Genomic DNA, 16,714 nt, shown 5'->3' with positions numbered 1-16,714 from the left:
TTACCCCTGCGTCGTCTGTTGCAACAGCATCCGGCGCAGGTCTCGCCACTCGGCAGCATCCATACTGTCAGCCGACAGCCACAAATGCTGGCAACGCCCGCCGTCCACTTTGCGCAACCGTAACATCATGCCGCAGTTGAGCATCCAGGGCATACCGAGAATATCCCACTCTTTCCCCTGCCAGCGCAGGCGGGAATCCATCAGTAATTTAATCTCTCCCTGGCGGGCATTAATGCGACGCTGGCTGCGTACGCTGTCAAAAACGACAAACGACAATAACAGCAGCCACAGAGGCGTATAGCTCAGCGGCCACGGCATCAGTAACACAAAGGCCGCAACCAGGCCGTGGAGCAATAAAGACATCCACTGCGAGCGCCACGAGACGCGAAGATCAGATTGCCACAGGACCACGTTCCCGATTCCGTGTTTGAATTAATTGCACCATCCGTTGCAACTCGGTGTCGGCGGGTTTGCCGTGGTTCATCAGCCAGTTGAACAAATCCGGATCGTCAGACTCAAGCAGGCGAACAAACAGACGCTTATCGTCATCGCTTAAGCTGTCATACTCATATTCGAAGAAAGGCATGATGGAAATATCAAGTTCACGCATGCCGCGACGGCACGCCCAGTGAATACGGGCCTTGTTGTTAATATCCATGTTCAGTTTCCTGCATTACGTTTGGCACAGTCGGTACCCCGTTCAGTGTTCTTTATTTCTCTACGGGGACACCAGCTAGTGTAACGTGTTTTTGACCGTTTCATTACTGGAATATTGCGATCGCCGAGCAGGCTTCCGGAATAATCCCTACAAAGACAGCGGATTACATTATTTTGCGTAGCGCTACGCATAACCGGTTTATGGCACAAATGGTCTGTTGAAAGCGCTTGCATTGCCTGCAGGCTCTTTTACCATTAGGCATTATCAAAGCGTTAAGCAATTCAGGATATCGTTATGGCATTTACACCATTTTCTCCTCGCCAGCCCGCCGCCTCTGCGCGTCTGCCGCTGACGCTTATTTCTCTTGATGACTGGGCGCTGGCAACGCTCACCGGTGCCGACGCCGAAAAATACCTGCAGGGGCAGGTGACTGCCGACATCAGCCAGATGACCGAACATCAGCACCTGCTGGCCGCGCACTGCGACCCAAAAGGCAAAATGTGGAGCAATCTGCGTATCTTCCGCCGCCAGGACGGCTTTGCCTTTATTGAGCGCCGCAGCCTGCAAGAGGCCCAGCTTAAAGAGCTGAAAAAGTACGCGGTCTTTTCCAAAGTCACCATCAACCCGGACGACGAACATGTCCTGCTGGGTGTGGCCGGTTTCCAGGCTCGTGCGGCGTTGAAAAATCTCTTCAGCGAACTGCCGGATGCAGAAAAGCAGGTGGTCAGCGAAGGCGCAACCTCCATCCTGTGGTTTGAACACCCGGCGGAGCGTTTCCTGTTAGTCACGGATGCGGCAACCGCCGAACGCGTGACCGAGGCGCTGCGCGGCGAAGCGCAGCTCAACAACAGTCAGCAGTGGCTGGCACTGAACATCGAAGCGGGTTTGCCGGTGATTGACGCCGCAAACAGCGCGCAATTTATTCCTCAGGCAACGAACCTGCAGGCGCTGGGGGGTATCAGTTTTAAAAAGGGCTGTTACACCGGCCAGGAGATGGTGGCACGCGCAAAATTCCGCGGCGCAAACAAACGCGCGCTGTGGACGCTGGCGGGCCATGCCAGCCGTGTACCTGAAGCGGGTGAAGACTTAGAGCTGAAGATGGGTGATAACTGGCGTCGCACCGGCACCGTGTTAGCCGCCGTACAGCTGGATGATGGACGTCTATTGGTTCAAGCCGTCATGAACAACGACATGGAAGCCGACAGCGTGTTCCGCGTGCGTGACGACGCGAATACGTTGAGTATTGAGCCGCTGCCGTACTCTCTGGAAGATTGATGCTGTATCGCCCGGTGGCGCTGCACTTACCGGGCCTACGGTTTTGGTGCTCTCCCTCTCCTTTGGGAGAGGGCCGGGGTGAGGGCAACCGCCCGCACGGTGGAAAAAACTACGCCTGCCCCACATACAAATAAATCGCCAAAAAGTGGCACACGCTGCCGCCCAGCACAAAGCCGTGCCAGATGGCATGGTTGTACGGGATGCGCTTGCAGACGTAGAAAATCACGCCGAGCGAGTACACCACGCCGCCTAAGGCCAGAAGCGTCACGCCTCCTACCGACAGCTTGACTGCCAGTTGATACACCACAATCAGCGACAGCCAGCCCATCGTCAGATAGGTGACCAGTGACAGTACCTTAAACCGGTGCGCTATGGTCAGCTTAAACAGGATCCCCAGCAGTGCCAGGCTCCAGATAACAATCATCAGGCCACGCGACAGCGGTGAGTTGAGCCCCACCAGCAGAAACGGTGTGTAGGTGCCTGCAATAAGAAGATAGATAGCACAGTGGTCAAATTTCTTGAGCCACGTCTTGGCCCGCTGATGCGGGATCGCATGATACAGCGTCGACGCCAGGAACAGCAGGATCATACTCCCGCCATACAGGCTGTAGCTGGTAATGGCCATCGCGCTGGCATTGGCGTCCACCGCCTGCACCAGCAATAACACTAAACCGACAATCCCAAACACCAGGCCAATGCCGTGGCTGATGCTGTTGGCTACTTCCTCAGCCAGCGAATATCCCTGCGCGATTAATGGTCTGCTCACCATACAAAACTCCGGGAAAACAAAAGATGATTATTCATCGCATAACTATGCTAACTGAGAATGATTCCAGTGAACACCTGTTAGCTAAAAAAAATTCATTTCAAAATTTATACCTAAAAATCATAGATATAAAGAAATCTTTCACCTAACAATTGTTCACATAAAAATTTAATCATTATGAATCAAGAGCATAAAAATGGATCCTGCCGTCTGGGTGCATGTTATGATGTGACGAAGAGGTCAGAATGAGAGTTATGCCATTGTGAGTATGTTCACCCACTCCGCCATTGCCAGTCTCAATAACCTGGAGATGATGGTCTACAACTATGTCATAAAAAATCGTGACAAAGTCATGTACATGACCATCCGCGAGCTGGCGGATGCGGCAGACGTCTCAACCACCACTATCCTGCGCTTTTGCCGCAAGCTTAACTGCGAAGGGTATTCTGAATTCCGCGTGCGCTTTAAGCTCTATCTTGAACAGAACGAGCCCCAGCAGGCGAACTTCGGTGCCAGCGAAATTATCAGCTTTTTTAAAAGCGTAAATAATGAAGAGTTCGACGCGTTATTAGATAATGCAGTAGATATTATTTTATCGTCCGAGCGAATTATATTTGTCGGTGCCGGGACATCAGGTTCGCTGGCAAAATATGGCGCACGTTTCTTTTCTAATATCGGGAAATTCAGTAACCATATTGATGACCCTTATTTCCCGGTCACCAACGATATGGCGAAAAATGCGCTGGCGATTGTGCTCTCCGTCTCGGGCGAGACCGAGGAGATCCTGCGCTTCGCCAGCCAGTTCAGCCTGCATCACTGTAAGGTGCTCTCCATTACCAGCCACGAGCACTCGCGTCTCGCAAAACTGGCAGACTTTAATCTCTCCTGGCATGTTCCTCAGACGCGTATTGCAGGCGTCTACGACATCACCACACAAATTCCCGTCATTTATATTCTGGAGTCTCTCGGACGTAAACTGGCGAAGAAACTCACAGAATAAAACACCCTGTTTTTTTGATGTAACAAATCACATTTACTGTGAATTGTTATATCGTGACATTTAATTTCGCTTTGCTAGACTCGATGCCAATAAGCCATTTATTGAGAATAGCAGCGATGAAAAAATTAACCTTACCAAAAGATTTTTTATGGGGCGGCGCGGTTGCCGCTCACCAGGTTGAAGGCGGCTGGAACAAAGGCGGCAAAGGGCCAAGCATTTGCGACGTATTGACCGGCGGCGCACACGGCGTGCCACGTGAAATCACGCAGGACGTGGTGCCGGGTAAATACTACCCCCAATCATGAAGCTATCGATTTCCACGGCCACTATAAAGAAGACATCAAGCTGTTTGCCGAGATGGGTTTCAAGTGTTTCCGCACCTCTATCGCCTGGACGCGCATCTTCCCGAAAGGTGACGAAACGCAGCCAAACGAAGAAGGGCTGAAGTTTTACGACGACATGTTCGATGAGCTGCTGAAATACAACATCGAACCGGTGATCACCCTCTCCCACTTCGAAATGCCGCTGCACCTGGTGCAGGAGTACGGTAGCTGGACTAACCGTAAAGTGGTCGATTTCTTTGTGCGCTTCGCGGAAGTGGTTTTTGAGCGCTACAAAAGCAAGGTCAAATACTGGATGACCTTCAACGAAATCAACAACCAGCGTAACTGGCGTGCGCCGCTTTTCGGTTACTGCTGCTCGGGAGTGGTCTATACCGAACATGACAATCCGGAAGAGACCATGTATCAGGTGCTGCACCATCAGTTCGTGGCCAGCGCGCTGGCGGTGAAAGCCGCGCGCCGCATCAACCCGGAGATGAAAGTCGGCTGCATGCTGGCCATGGTGGCGCTCTATCCGTTCTCCTGCAAACCGGAAGACGTGATGTTCGCCCAGGAATCGATGCGCGAGCGCTATGTCTTTACCGATGTCCAGCTGCGTGGATACTACCCGTCCTACGTGCTGAACGAGTGGGAGCGCCGCGGGTTCTCCATCAAAATGGACGCGGGCGACGAGCAGATCCTGCGCGAAGGTACCTGCGACTACTTAGGTTTCAGCTACTACATGACCAACGCGGTGAAAGCCGAAGGCGGTACCGGCGATGCCATTTCTGGTTTCGAAGGCAGCGTGCCGAACCCGCACGTGAAGGCCTCCGACTGGGGTTGGCAGATTGACCCGGTAGGCCTGCGCTATGCGCTGTGCGAACTGTACGAGCGTTATCAGAAGCCGCTGTTTATCGTGGAAAATGGGTTCGGCGCCTACGATAAGGTGGAAGAAGATGGCAGCATCAACGACGACTATCGTATCGACTATCTCCGTGCCCACGTGGAAGAGATGATCAAAGCCGTCACGCACGATGGCGTGGATCTGATGGGCTATACGCCATGGGGCTGCATCGACTGCGTATCGTTCACCACCGGCCAGTACAGCAAGCGCTACGGCTTTATCTACGTGAACAAGCACGACGACGGCACGGGCGACATGTCGCGTTCCCGTAAGAAGAGCTTTAACTGGTATAAGGAAGTGATTGCCAGCAACGGCGAGAAACTTTAACGCCGGGCGGCGCTACGATTGATCCCCTCTCCCCTTCGGGGAGAGGGTTAGAGTGAGGGGTTTATTTCCCGCCAGCCAACTCGATAAAACTGCCCGTTACGTACGACGCCTTCTCGCTCAGCAGCCAGACAATCGCCTGCGCCACCTCTTCCGGCTGGCCACCGCGCTGCATCGGCAGCAACGATTTCACGCGATCCACTCGCCCCGGCTCTCCACCGGACGCATGAATGTCGGTATAAATCAGTCCCGGTCGCACGCAGTTGACGCGAATGCCCTGCGCCGCCACCTCCAGCGATAGCCCGGTTGTCAGTGAATCCACCGCCCCCTTGGACGCGGCATAATCCACATATTCACCCGGCGCGCCCAGACGGGACGCCGCGGAAGAGACATTCACTATCGCCCCACCCTTGCCGCCATGTTTGAAGGACATGCGTTTTACCGCTTCCCGGCAGCAGAGAAAGTAGCCCGTGACGTTGGTCGCCAGGACGCGGTTAATGCGCTCTGCGGAGAGATTCTCGATAGTGGATTGCTCAAACAGAATTCCCGCATTATTGACCAGCGCGGTAAGCGGCCCCCCTTCACGATCGAGGCTGTCAAACATCGCCAGCACCTGGGCTTCATCACTGATATCTGCGCGCACGGCAAAAGCTTTACCGCCCGCATCCACAATCTGCCTGATGACGTCCGTCGCGGCTTTAATGTTGTGATGATAGTTCACCGCCACGGTGTAGCCTTCGCGCGCCAGCTGCAGCGCGGTGGCTTTCCCAATGCCCCGGCTGGCGCCGGTGACCAGTGCAATTGCCATTCGCTTCTCCCAATAAAAAAGCCGGGTGGCGGCTTCGCCTTACCCGGCCTACGTTACTACATCAGCAATATTACTGGTATTCGCTCATCGGCACGCAGGAGCAGAACAGGTTACGGTCGCCGTAGACGTCATCAAGACGCTTCACGGTCGGCCAGTATTTGTTTGCCACGCCTGCCGGGAAGACCGCCAGCTCGCGGGAATAGCCGTGGTTCCACTCTGCCACCAGCTCGTGCTGGGTGTGCGGGGCGTTAACCAGCGGGTTATCTTCCAGCGTCCACTCGCCGTCCTGCACGCGGTCGATCTCCATGCGGATCGCCAGCATCGCATCGATAAAGCGGTCCAGCTCGGCTTTGCTTTCAGATTCCGTTGGCTCCACCATCAGCGTACCCGCAACCGGGAACGACATGGTTGGCGCGTGGAAACCGTAGTCGATCAGACGTTTGGCGATATCCAGCTCGCTAATGCCGGTCTGTTCTTTCAGCGGACGAATATCGAGGATGCACTCGTGCGCCACGCGACCGTCGCGGCCGGTGTAGAGCACCGGGAAGGCGGACTTCAGGCGAGTCGCAATATAGTTGGCGTTCAGGATTGCCACCTGGCTCGCCTGCTTCAGCCCTTCCGCGCCCATCATGCGGATGTACATCCAGCTGATTGGCAGGATTGAGGCACTACCGAACGGTGCCGCAGAGACCGCGCCCTGACGGGTCAGCATACCTTCAATCTGCACCACGCTGTGGCCTGGCACAAACGGCGCCAGGTGCGCTTTCACGCCGATTGGACCCATGCCCGGGCCGCCACCGCCGTGCGGGATGCAGAAGGTTTTGTGCAGGTTCAGGTGCGACACGTCCGCGCCGATAAAGCCTGGAGAGGTAATGCCCACCTGCGCGTTCATGTTCGCGCCGTCGAGGTAAACCTGTCCGCCGAACTGGTGCACCACTTCGCACACTTCACGAATGGTCTCTTCGTACACACCGTGAGTGGACGGGTAGGTCACCATGATGCAGGAGAGCTTGTCGCCCGCCTGCTCGGCTTTCGCCCGCAGGTCGGCCAGATCGATGTTGCCGTTCTTATCGCACGCCACCACCACGACTTCCATTCCCGCCATCTGGGCAGAGGCCGGGTTGGTACCGTGGGCAGAGCTTGGGATCAGACAGATATCGCGGTGACCTTCGTTGCGGCTTTCGTGATAGTGACGGATCGCCAGCAGGCCCGCGTATTCGCCCTGCGCGCCGGAGTTCGGCTGCATGCAGAGCGCATCATAACCGGTCAGTTTCACCAGCCAGTCGGAAAGCTGGTTGATCATCATGTGATAACCTTCCGCCTGCTCTGGCGGGCAGAACGGGTGCAGCTCGGAGAATTCAGGCCAGGTGATAGGGATCATCTCTGCCGCGGCGTTGAGCTTCATGGTGCAGGAGCCCAGTGGGATCATCGCCTGGTTCAGCGCCAGATCTTTGCGCTCCAGAGAGTGCATATAACGCATCATCTCCGTTTCGCTGTGATAGCGATTAAAGACCGGGTGCGTCAGGATCGCATCATTACGCAGCATGCTTTCCTGAATTGAGCGGCTGTCGAGCGCGACCTCTTTGTCGAGCGCATCAACGTCCAGACCGTGCGCGTCACCCAGCAACACGCTGAACAGGTTCAGGATATCGTCGCGGGTGGTGCTTTCATCCAGCGTAATGCCGACGGCGTTGTGGATGTCGCTGCGCAGGTTGATCTCTGCTGCATTCGCGCGCGCCAGCACGGCCGCTTTGTCCGCCACTTCCACACACAGGGTGTCGAAGTAGTGAGCGTGGCGCAGCTTAAGGCCTTTCTGCTGCAGACCGCAGGCCAGAATATCAGCCAGGCGGTGAATGCGGCTGGCAATGCGTTTCAGGCCAGCCGGGCCGTGGAACACGGCGTACAGGCTGGCGATGTTTGCCAGCAACACCTGCGAGGTACAGATGTTGGAGTTCGCTTTTTCGCGGCGGATATGCTGCTCGCGAGTCTGCATCGCCATGCGCAGCGCGGTGTTACCGGCAGCATCTTTTGAGACGCCGATAATACGGCCAGGCATGGAGCGTTTGAATTCATCTTTCGCGCCGAAGAACGCCGCGTGCGGGCCGCCGTAGCCCATTGGCACGCCAAAGCGTTGCGCTGAACCGAAGACAATATCGGCGCCCTGTTTGCCCGGCGCCGTCAGCACCACCAGCGCCATAAAATCGGCGGCAACGCTGACAACCACTTTGCGGGATTTCAGCTCGGCAATCAGCGTACCGTAGTCGTGAACTTCGCCGGTGGTGCCCACCTGCTGCAGCAGCACGCCGAAGACGTCCTGGTGATCCAGCACCTTGTCAGCGTCATCAACGATCACGTCAAAGCCGAAGGTTTCCGCACGGGTGCGCACCACGTCCAGCGTCTGGGGATGCACGTCCGCCGCCACGAAGAAGCGGTTGGCATTTTTCAGCTTGCTCACGCGCTTCGCCATCGCCATTGCTTCGGCAGCGGCGGTGGCTTCATCCAGCAGAGAAGCGGAGGCGATATCCATACCGGTCAGATCCAGCGTCACCTGCTGGAAGTTCAGCAGCGCTTCCAGACGGCCCTGGGAGACTTCTGGCTGATACGGGGTGTAAGCGGTGTACCAGCCCGGGTTTTCCAGCATGTTACGCAGGATAACCGGCGGCAACTGCACGTTGGTGTAGCCCATGCCAATGTAAGACTTATAGCGCTTGTTCAGGCCTGCGATAGCCTTCAGCTCCGCCAGCGCGGAGAATTCCGTGGTGGCTTCCCCCACCTGAGGCGGCGTGGCAAGCTGGATGTCTTTTGGCACAATCTGGCCGATCAGTGCGTTTAATGAATCCGCGCCAACTGTCTTCAGCATCTCCTGCTGTTGCTGAGCATCCGGCCCAATGTGACGTTCAATGAAGGCGCCACGGTTTTCAAGCTGGCTTAAAGTCTGTGTCATGAGCGATGGTTCCTGAAACGTGCAGTGAATCGTAATTATCTGTAACGCTGTTGCCCGGTGGCGCTAACGCTTACCGGGCCTACGTAGATCTGTAGGCCGGATAAGCGCAGCGCCATCCGGCACAACGTTATTCGTCTTCCAGTAGTGCTTCGTACGCGGTCGCATCCAGCAGCGCGGCAACCTGAGATTCGTCGCTGGCTTTGATCTTGAAGATCCAGCCGCCTTCATAAGGCTCGCTGTTCACCAGTTCCGGCGAATCGCTCAGCGCGTCGTTGACGGCGACAATTTCACCGCTTACAGGGGCATAGATGTCAGATGCCGCTTTTACGGACTCCGCCACGGCGCAGTCGTCGCCCGCGCTAACGGTCGTGCCCACGTCAGGCAGATCAACAAACACCATATCGCCCAGCAGCTCTTGCGCGTGCTCGGTGATCCCTACGGTGTAAGTGCCGTCCGCCTCTTTGCGCAGCCACTCGTGTTCTTTGCTGTATTTCAGTTCTGCTGGCACATTGCTCATTGAAGTTCTCCTGATAAAAATGATTAGGCGACCGGCTTACCGGCGCGAACAAAAATCGGTTTGGTCACGTTGACCGGCATTTCGCGGTTGCGGATTTGCACTACCGCCGTTTCGCCAATGCCCGCCGGCACGCGTGCCAGTGCAATACTGTAGCCCAGCGTCGGGGAGAAGGACCCGCTGGTGATCACGCCTTCACGAGGATTGCCGTCAGCATCGGTAAAACGCACCGGCAGTTCACCGCGCAGCACGCCCTTCTCGGTCATCACCAGACCCACCAGTTGTTCAGTGCCCTTCTCGCGCTGCATCTCCAGCGCTTCACGGCCAATAAAGTCGCGATCAGCAGGTTCCCACGCGATGGTCCAGCCCATGTTGGCGGCCAGCGGAGAGACGCCTTCGTCCATCTCCTGACCGTAGAGGTTCATCCCCGCTTCCAGACGCAGTGTATCGCGCGCGCCCAGACCCGCAGGCTTCACGCCCGCTTCCACCAGCGCACGCCAGAAATCAGCCGCCTTCTCGTTCGGCATCGCAATTTCGTAACCCGCCTCACCGGTGTAGCCGGTGGTGGCGATAAACAGATCGCCCGCCTGCACGCCGAAGAACGGCTTCATGCCTTCGGTTGCTTTGCGCTGCGCGTCGTTAAACAGAGACGCGGCTTTCGCCTGCGCGTTCGGCCCCTGCACGGCGATCAGCGACAGATCGTCACGGACGGTGATGTCGATGGCATAAGGTTCGGCGTGTTGGGTGATCCAGGAGAGGTCTTTTTCGCGGGTGGCGGAGTTTACAACGAGGCGGAAGAAATCTTCAGTGAAGTAATAGACGATAAGATCATCAATCACGCCGCCCGAGGCATTCAGCATGCCGGTATAGAGCGCTTTACCCGGCGTCTTCAGTTTGGCGACGTCATTTGCCAGCAGATAACGCAAAAACTCCCGGGTGCGGCTACCGCGCAGATCGACAATCGTCATGTGGGACACGTCGAACATACCGGCATCGGTGCGCACCGCGTGGTGCTCATCAATCTGCGAGCCGTAGTGCAGCGGCATCATCCAGCCATGGAAGTCCACCATGCGGGCGCCGCATAACACGTGTTGTTCGTACAAAGGAGTCTGTTGAGCCATCTTGTCCTCGTTGAAAAATTCACCGTGAAACCCGGTATCGGCCTCGTTCCCGAATGCCGACGCAAACGTTCTCTTTTACCTGAACTTACCACCGAAACCGGCGGTTAACCATAAGGTAAAACGGGTCATCACATTAGCTTATGACCAAAAATCGCTGAAAAGCCTACAGAGTTATTCACTGGAAAAATGCGATTAACCCCGCACAAAATTAACAATGATCTAACAGGATTTAGCACATGGTGATATTTCGTGCGGAAAAACGGGCTGAATTTCCGTAACATAAAATCTCGTAGATTAGATTTTCTAATGCGAAAAATGACGTGAAATTAGATTATTTCAAACGAGGGAATTTCCCCGGCGCAGAGGCCGGGAAAATAAAATGTGACAGGGGTCTAAATTAGCGTAGCCAGTCCGGCAGGTCGTTAAGACCCATCGCCTGACGGAGGAGTTGAGGTTTAACACCCGGAAGGGTGTCAGCAAGCTTGAGGCCAATGTCGCGCAGCAGTTTTTTCGCCGGATTCGCCCCGGCAAACAGCTCGCGGAAGCCCTGCATACCTGCCAGCATCATCGCCGCGCTGTGCTTGCGGCTGCGCTCGTAGCGACGCAGGTAGAGATGCTGACCGATATCTTTGCCTTCACGATGCAGGCGACGCAGTTCTTCAACCAGCTCCGCCGCATCCATAAAGCCAAGGTTGACGCCCTGCCCGGCCAGCGGATGAATGGTATGGGCCGCATCACCCACCAGCGCCAGACGGTGCGCCGCAAACTGACGCGCGTAGCGGCCGGTTAACGGGAATACCTGCCGCTCGCTTTCAAGGGTGCACAGGCCAAGGCGGTTATCAAACGCCACGCACAGCGCCTGGTTAAAGGCGTCCGGCGTTGCCTCCTGCATCAACTGGGCTTTTTCCGGCACCAGGGACCAGACAATCGAGCACAGGTGCGGGTCGCTCAACGGCAGGAACGCCAGAATGCCGTCGTTATGGAAAATCTGCCGCGCCACGCCGCCGTGTGGCTCCTCGGTACGGATCGTTGCCACCAGAGCATGATGACGGTAATCCCAGAAGGTCAGCGGGATATCGGCTTTATTCCGCAGCCAGGAGTTCGCACCGTCAGCACCAACCACCAGACGCGCGGTCAGCATGTCGCCGCTTTGCAGGGTGATAAACGCCTCGTTTTCACCCCATGCCACCTGCTGGATCTGCGCAGGTGCAATCAGGGTCACATCGCTGCACTGCTGTGCTTTCTGCCACAGCGCGTGGTGGATCACCGCGTTTTCGATGATATGACCCAGATGGCTATAGCCCATGCTTTCATCATCAAAAGCAATATGACCAAAGCTGTCTTTATCCCACACTTCCATGCCGTGATAGCAGCTGGCGCGCTGCGCCACAATGTCTGCCCAGACGCCAAGATGCGTCAGCAGCTTTTCGCTCGCCGCATTAATCGCCGAGACGCGGAGTTCCGGCGGGGCATCTGGTGCAACGGGCTGAGGCTGCTTTTGCTCCAGCACCGCCACGCGCAGGCCGCTGCCCTGTAGACCACAGGCCAGCGCCAGTCCGACCATACCGCCGCCAACAATGGCGACATCAACATTTTGCACGGTGATAACTCCTTAACGCGCGACCCAACCAAGAGTCCGCTGCGCCAGCACGTCACGTGCCGGAATGAATAATTCCATCGCCATCAGCCCGAGGTTGCGACCCGCAACCAGCGGTGCCCAGCGATTAGCAAAAAGATGGACTAAGCCATCGGTGACGCCAATCGTCGCCTCTTTATCCGCCTGGCGGCGCCTCTGGTAATGGCTGAGTACCGGGTATGCGCCACAGTCTTTTTGTTCGCCCCACGCCTGCGAAAGGGTTTCCGCCAGGCTCATGACATCCCGAAGGCCAAGGTTGAACCCTTGCCCTGCGATGGGGTGCAGCGTCTGCGCAGCATTACCGACAAGCGCCAGACGATGGGAGATGGACTGAGACGCCGTAGTCAGCGAAAGCGGGTAGACCGTCCGCTTGCCGGCATGGGTAATACGCCCCAGCCGCCAGCCAAAGGCTTTTTGCAGCTCGGTACAAAAACGTTCGTCTGACCAGGCTTTAACCTCTTCAGCCTTATCCTGCGGGTGACACCAGACCAGTGAACAGCGCCCGTCCGACATCGGCAGCATCGCCAGCGGGCCGTGCTGCGTAAAACGCTCAAACGCCCGGCCGCTGTGTTCTGCAGCGGTAGAGACGTTCGCAATCACCGCAACCTGCCCGTAAGGCTGCTGACGCCACTCCACGCCACACTGGGTGCCGAGCGTTGAGCGCGAACCGTCCGCGGCGACCAGAAGCTGGCCGTCAAGCACGGTACCGTTTTCCAGCGTCACGCTGACTGCATCTTCACTGCGGGTGAAGCTGGCAACGCGTGCCGGACAGTGCAGCGTGACGCCTGGCGCGTCCTGCAACAGGCGGAACAGGCGCAGGCCAATATCGTGCAGTTCAACAACCTGACCCAGCGCGTCAATACGGTAATCGTGGGCATCCAGCGTCACAAACCCGGCATGGCCGCGATCGCTCACATGCACGGTATTAATGGCGGTGGCACAGTCGGCAATGGCCTGCCAGATACCAATGCGCGACAGCTGCTGACAGGTCCCCTGCGCCAGGGCGATAGCGCGAGAATCAAAACCGGGATGATTCTTCGTCTGCGGTGCGACGGCCTCAACCAGGTGCACCGGAAGCTGGCCCTTCGTCAAATGCGAAATGGCCAATGCCAACGTGGCCCCGGTCATCCCGCCGCCAACAATAATCACGCTCATACGCGTGCCGCTGCCATCAGCGCCTCGATATCGTCAGCGTTTTTCACGACGCTCGCGGTCAGGTTTTCGTTACCGGTTTCGGTAATAACGATGTCGTCTTCAATACGAATGCCAATCCCGCGGTACTCTTCAGGCACGTCGGCATCCGGCGCGATATACAGACCCGGTTCCACGGTTAATACCATGCCCGGCTCCAGCACGCGCGAACGGTCGGTGCCGTACGCGCCAACGTCATGGACATCCAGCCCCAGCCAGTGGCTCAGGCCGTGCATGAAATACGGTCGATGCGCATTTTCAGCAATCAGGGTGTCGACATCCCCTTTCAGGATCCCGAGCCTGACCAGACCGGTAATCATGATGCGCACCACTTCGCCGGTCACTTCCTGCATGGAAGTTCCGGGACGATACAGCCTGAGCGCCGTCTCAAGCGAGTCGAGAACGATGTCGTAAATCGCGCGCTGTGCCGGTGAGAATTTACCGTTCACCGGGAAGGTACGGGTGATATCTCCCGCGTAGCCCTGATATTCGCAACCGGCGTCAATCAGCACCAGATCGCCGTCGCGCAGCGCACTTTCGTTTTCGGTGTAGTGCAGAATGCAGCCATTTTCCCCGCCGCCAACGATGGTGTTATAGGAGGGATAACGCGCGCCGTGGCGGTTAAATTCGTGGTGAATTTCGCCTTCCAGCTGGTATTCGAACAGCCCGGGACGGCATTTTTCCATGGCGCGGGTGTGCGCCAGGGCGCTGATTTCGCCCGCACGACGCATCAAATTCAACTCTTCTTCAGACTTGAACAGGCGCATCTCATGCACCACCGGACGCCAGTCCGTCAGCGTGGCCGGTGCGGACAGGTTCTGGCGCGAGCCTTTGCGCAGCTTATCCAGCGCGGTGAAAACGATCTCATCGGCGTACGCATATTCGCCCTGCGCGTGATAGAGCACGTCGAGGCCATTAAGCAGCTGGTAGAGCTGCTGGTTGATTTCGCTAAACGCCAGCGCGCGGTCAACGCCCAGCTTCGCCGGTGCGGCCTCCTGGCCTAAGCGGCGGCCAAACCAGATTTCGGCCGTCAGATCGCGTACGCGGTTGAAAATCACGCTGTGGTTGTGAGTGTCATTGCTCTTAATCAGCACCAGCACCGCTTCCGGCTCGTTAAAGCCGGTGAAGTACCAGAAATCGCTGCTCTGGCGATAGGGGTATTCGCTGTCGGCGCTGCGCGTAACTTCGGGCGCAGCAAAAATCAGCGCGGCGCTGCCCGGCTGCATTGTAGCCAGCAGCGCCTGACGGCGGCGCGAATACTCTTGACTCGAGATAACCATGACACCCTCCTGTGCGTTATTTTTCTTAATGTAAGGTTGGCTTGCGGACTTCCGGCGCGGTCGGCTGTGAGCGCGTGAAGTTGTCGTGGCACAGCAGTGCCGCCACGCGCACGTACTCGATAATCTCTTCAAGAGACATTTCCAGCTCTTCCTGGTCTTCGTCTTCGTCGTAGCCGAGTTGGGCGATGTTACGCAGGTCGTCGATCGCTTCACCCGCTTCGCCAGTCACCTTATCCAGTTTAGGCTGCGTCACACCCAGCCCCAGCAGATAGTGGTTTACCCAGCCGGCCAGCGCATCGGCGCGATCGAACACGCTGACGTCGTCGCCTTCAGGCAGATAAAGCTGAAAAAGGAAGCCATCGTCTTCCAGCGAATCGCTGGTTGCAGCGTGCATTTTACGCAGCGCTTCCGCCAGCTCGTGACCAAACGCCAGCCCTTCATTCGTGAGGTCGTGGATCAGCGGCTGCCATGAGCTGTCGCTGTTTCCGCCGCACAGCATGCCACTGATCAGACCGTGCATTTCGGCAGGGGTTAAACCGACTCCCTGCTGGTTCAGTAACTGGTTTAAATCCTTGTAACCAGGCATTTCGTTCTGTATAGACATGAGCATTCGTCATCAAAGGGGGGAAGTTTCATGATATGCTACCACTTTGGACCCTGGTGATACCAGAAAAGGGCTTGTATCTTCACATCAGGGTAGCTATAGTGTCGCCCCTTCGCAGCCCCCGGGGCAGTAAGCGAAGGCAGCGCAGTCAATCAGCAGGAAGGTGGCATGTCTGCACAACCCGTCGATCTCCAGATTTTTGGCCGTTCACTGCGAGTGAATTGTCCGCCTGAACAAAGGGATGCTTTGAATCAGGCAGCGGACGATTTGAATCAGCGGTTGCAAGATCTAAAAGAACGCACTAGAGTCACAAATACTGAGCAGCTGGTTTTCATCGCCGCGTTGAACATCAGCTATGAACTGACTCAGGAAAAAGCGAAGACCCGCGACTACGCGGCAAGCATGGAGCAGCGCATTAAAATGCTCCAGCAGACCATAGAACAGGCATTGCTTGATCAAGGTCGCAATCCCGAAAGACCGGGACCAAAGTTTGAATAACACTTCTCAGTTAACTATGGTAGAGTAACTGTGAAGACAAAATTTCTCTGAGATGTTCGCAAGCGGGCCAGTCCCCTGAGCCGATATTTCATACCACAAGAATGTGGCGCTCCATGGTTGGTGAGCATGCTCGGTCCGTCCGAGAAGCCTTAAAACTATGACGACACATTCACCTTGAACCAAGGGTTCAAGGGTTACAGCCTGCGGCGGCATCTCGGAGATTCCCTCTCTTTTCTTCTACCGACTACCATGACTCAATTCCCTGAAGTTTCTGCTTCACGCCAGGACATCCGTCAGTTAATTCGTCAGCGCCGCCGTGCGTTAACCCCCGTTCAGCAAGCACATTTTGCCCAGCAGGCCGCCGCCCGTATGATGGCGTATCCCCCTGTAGTGATGGCGCACACCGTTGCGCTGTTTCTGTCATTTGATGGAGAGCTGGATACCCAACCGCTGATAGAGCAACTCTGGCGCGCCGGGAAGAAGGTGTATCTGCCGGTGCTACACCCGTTCAGCGAAGGTAATTTGCTGTTTCTGCACTACCACCCGCACAGCGAGCTGGTGGTGAATCGCCTGAAAATCACCGAGCCGAAACTCGACGTGCGTGATGTGCTCCCGCTGTCACAGCTGGATGTGCTGATTACGCCGTTGGTGGCGTTTGATGAACAGGGCCAGCGTTTAGGGATGGGCGGCGGTTTTTACGACCGGACGCTGCAAAACTGGCAGCAGTACGGGTTGCAGCCGGTGGGTTACGCGCATGATTGTCAGGGCGTGGAGGCGTTGCCGGTGGAGAAGTGGGATGTGCCGTTGCCAGCGGTAGTGACGCCCAGCAAAATCTGGGTCTGGTAGAATAAAGCCGGGTGGCGGCTGCGCC

General features: G+C 56.5%; 15 protein-coding genes, 1 other RNA gene and 1 pseudogene. 6 read left to right on the top strand and 11 right to left on the bottom strand.

The features are described from left to right. Positions 1-411, bottom strand: coding sequence for a protein YgfX (locus FU672_RS13030; RefSeq protein ID WP_148243535.1), 411 nt, complete (start codon positions 409-411; stop codon positions 1-3). Beyond that, entirely contained in the window at positions 392-658 is a 267-nt protein-coding gene (gene sdhE, locus FU672_RS13025; RefSeq protein WP_010435322.1) for an FAD assembly factor SdhE, read from the bottom strand. The genes FU672_RS13030 and sdhE overlap by 20 nt, the downstream gene beginning before the upstream one ends. Before the next feature lie 294 nt (positions 659-952). Between sdhE and ygfZ the strand changes: the two genes are divergently transcribed. After that, positions 953-1,933: a tRNA-modifying protein YgfZ gene (ygfZ, locus tag FU672_RS13020; protein ID WP_148243534.1), complete on the top strand. Its 981-nt coding sequence runs from the start codon at positions 953-955 to the stop codon at positions 1,931-1,933. A 109-nt stretch (positions 1,934-2,042) separates the two neighbouring features. Here ygfZ and trhA read toward each other — a convergent pair whose 3' ends face one another. Then, complete coding sequence (gene trhA, locus FU672_RS13015) at positions 2,043-2,702, bottom strand: PAQR family membrane homeostasis protein TrhA (protein WP_148243533.1); 660 nt, start codon at positions 2,700-2,702, stop codon at positions 2,043-2,045. 265 nt (positions 2,703-2,967) lie between these two features. Here trhA and FU672_RS13010 point away from each other — a divergent pair, with 265 nt between their 5' ends. Both FU672_RS13010 and bglA read left to right on the top strand, forming a co-directional pair. Then, complete coding sequence (locus FU672_RS13010) at positions 2,968-3,699, top strand: MurR/RpiR family transcriptional regulator (RefSeq protein ID WP_063144934.1); 732 nt, start codon at positions 2,968-2,970, stop codon at positions 3,697-3,699. Between the two features lie 116 nt (positions 3,700-3,815). Further along, positions 3,816-5,250: pseudogene (gene bglA, locus FU672_RS13005) on the top strand (6-phospho-beta-glucosidase BglA). Between the two features lie 61 nt (positions 5,251-5,311). Here the strand turns inward: bglA and FU672_RS13000 are convergent. From FU672_RS13000 to FU672_RS12965, 8 genes are all read right to left on the bottom strand, one after another. Then, positions 5,312-6,055 (bottom strand): SDR family oxidoreductase, encoded by a 744-nt coding sequence (locus FU672_RS13000; RefSeq protein WP_148243532.1) that lies wholly within the window; start codon positions 6,053-6,055, stop codon positions 5,312-5,314. Between the two features lie 70 nt (positions 6,056-6,125). Then, complete coding sequence (gene gcvP / locus FU672_RS12995) at positions 6,126-8,999, bottom strand: aminomethyl-transferring glycine dehydrogenase (RefSeq protein WP_148243531.1); 2,874 nt, start codon at positions 8,997-8,999, stop codon at positions 6,126-6,128. A gap of 127 nt (positions 9,000-9,126) precedes the next feature. Next, the gene (gene gcvH / locus FU672_RS12990; protein ID WP_008499718.1) at positions 9,127-9,516 is read right to left on the bottom strand and encodes a glycine cleavage system protein GcvH; all 390 of its coding nucleotides are present in this window, start codon (positions 9,514-9,516) and stop codon (positions 9,127-9,129) included. A 23-nt stretch (positions 9,517-9,539) separates the two neighbouring features. Then, positions 9,540-10,634 (bottom strand): glycine cleavage system aminomethyltransferase GcvT, encoded by a 1,095-nt coding sequence (gene gcvT / locus FU672_RS12985; protein ID WP_148243530.1) that lies wholly within the window; start codon positions 10,632-10,634, stop codon positions 9,540-9,542. 397 nt (positions 10,635-11,031) lie between these two features. After that, complete coding sequence (ubiI, locus tag FU672_RS12980) at positions 11,032-12,234, bottom strand: FAD-dependent 2-octaprenylphenol hydroxylase (protein WP_148243529.1); 1,203 nt, start codon at positions 12,232-12,234, stop codon at positions 11,032-11,034. Positions 12,235-12,246: 12 nt separating this feature from the next. After that, a complete protein-coding gene (ubiH, locus tag FU672_RS12975) occupies positions 12,247-13,425 on the bottom strand; it encodes a 2-octaprenyl-6-methoxyphenyl hydroxylase (RefSeq protein ID WP_148243528.1) in 1,179 nt (392 codons plus the stop codon). Continuing rightward, entirely contained in the window at positions 13,422-14,735 is a 1,314-nt protein-coding gene (gene pepP / locus FU672_RS12970) for a Xaa-Pro aminopeptidase (RefSeq protein ID WP_148243560.1), read from the bottom strand. The genes ubiH and pepP overlap by 4 nt, the downstream gene beginning before the upstream one ends. Before the next feature lie 31 nt (positions 14,736-14,766). Continuing rightward, complete coding sequence (locus tag FU672_RS12965) at positions 14,767-15,345, bottom strand: YecA/YgfB family protein (protein WP_029739212.1); 579 nt, start codon at positions 15,343-15,345, stop codon at positions 14,767-14,769. A gap of 168 nt (positions 15,346-15,513) precedes the next feature. On the opposite strand from FU672_RS12965, the gene zapA reads away from it, so the two are divergent. From zapA to FU672_RS12950, 3 genes are all read left to right on the top strand, one after another. Beyond that, positions 15,514-15,843: a cell division protein ZapA gene (zapA, locus tag FU672_RS12960; RefSeq protein WP_006811891.1), complete on the top strand. Its 330-nt coding sequence runs from the start codon at positions 15,514-15,516 to the stop codon at positions 15,841-15,843. A 41-nt stretch (positions 15,844-15,884) separates the two neighbouring features. After that, positions 15,885-16,068, top strand: a non-coding RNA gene (ssrS, locus tag FU672_RS12955) — 6S RNA. 24 nt (positions 16,069-16,092) lie between these two features. Beyond that, the gene (locus tag FU672_RS12950) at positions 16,093-16,689 is read left to right on the top strand and encodes a 5-formyltetrahydrofolate cyclo-ligase (protein WP_148243527.1); all 597 of its coding nucleotides are present in this window, start codon (positions 16,093-16,095) and stop codon (positions 16,687-16,689) included. Positions 16,690-16,714 lie beyond the last annotated feature (25 nt).

The organism is Enterobacter asburiae (genome assembly GCF_008080435.1).
Classification (GTDB): Bacteria; Pseudomonadota; Gammaproteobacteria; order Enterobacterales; family Enterobacteriaceae; genus Enterobacter; species Enterobacter asburiae_C.
The sequence above is the reverse complement of the archived record's forward strand: the minus strand, read 5'-3'. Positions and strand labels throughout refer to the sequence as shown.

Bases quoted from the DNA above. Each gene is read 5' to 3' on its own strand.
- sdhE (WP_010435322.1), bottom strand. From the start codon at position 658: ATGGATATTAACAACAAGGCCCGTATTCACTGGGCGTGCCGTCGCGGC.
- ygfZ (WP_148243534.1), top strand. From the start codon at position 953: ATGGCATTTACACCATTTTCTCCTCGCCAGCCCGCCGCCTCTGCGCGT.
- trhA (WP_148243533.1), bottom strand. From the start codon at position 2,702: ATGGTGAGCAGACCATTAATCGCGCAGGGATATTCGCTGGCTGAGGAA.
- FU672_RS13010 (WP_063144934.1), top strand. From the start codon at position 2,968: ATGTTCACCCACTCCGCCATTGCCAGTCTCAATAACCTGGAGATGATG.
- FU672_RS13000 (WP_148243532.1), bottom strand. From the start codon at position 6,055: ATGGCAATTGCACTGGTCACCGGCGCCAGCCGGGGCATTGGGAAAGCC.
- gcvP (WP_148243531.1), bottom strand. From the start codon at position 8,999: ATGACACAGACTTTAAGCCAGCTTGAAAACCGTGGCGCCTTCATTGAA.
- gcvH (WP_008499718.1), bottom strand. From the start codon at position 9,516: ATGAGCAATGTGCCAGCAGAACTGAAATACAGCAAAGAACACGAGTGG.
- gcvT (WP_148243530.1), bottom strand. From the start codon at position 10,634: ATGGCTCAACAGACTCCTTTGTACGAACAACACGTGTTATGCGGCGCC.
- ubiH (WP_148243528.1), bottom strand. From the start codon at position 13,425: ATGAGCGTGATTATTGTTGGCGGCGGGATGACCGGGGCCACGTTGGCA.
- FU672_RS12965 (WP_029739212.1), bottom strand. From the start codon at position 15,345: ATGTCTATACAGAACGAAATGCCTGGTTACAAGGATTTAAACCAGTTA.
- zapA (WP_006811891.1), top strand. From the start codon at position 15,514: ATGTCTGCACAACCCGTCGATCTCCAGATTTTTGGCCGTTCACTGCGA.
- FU672_RS12950 (WP_148243527.1), top strand. From the start codon at position 16,093: ATGACTCAATTCCCTGAAGTTTCTGCTTCACGCCAGGACATCCGTCAG.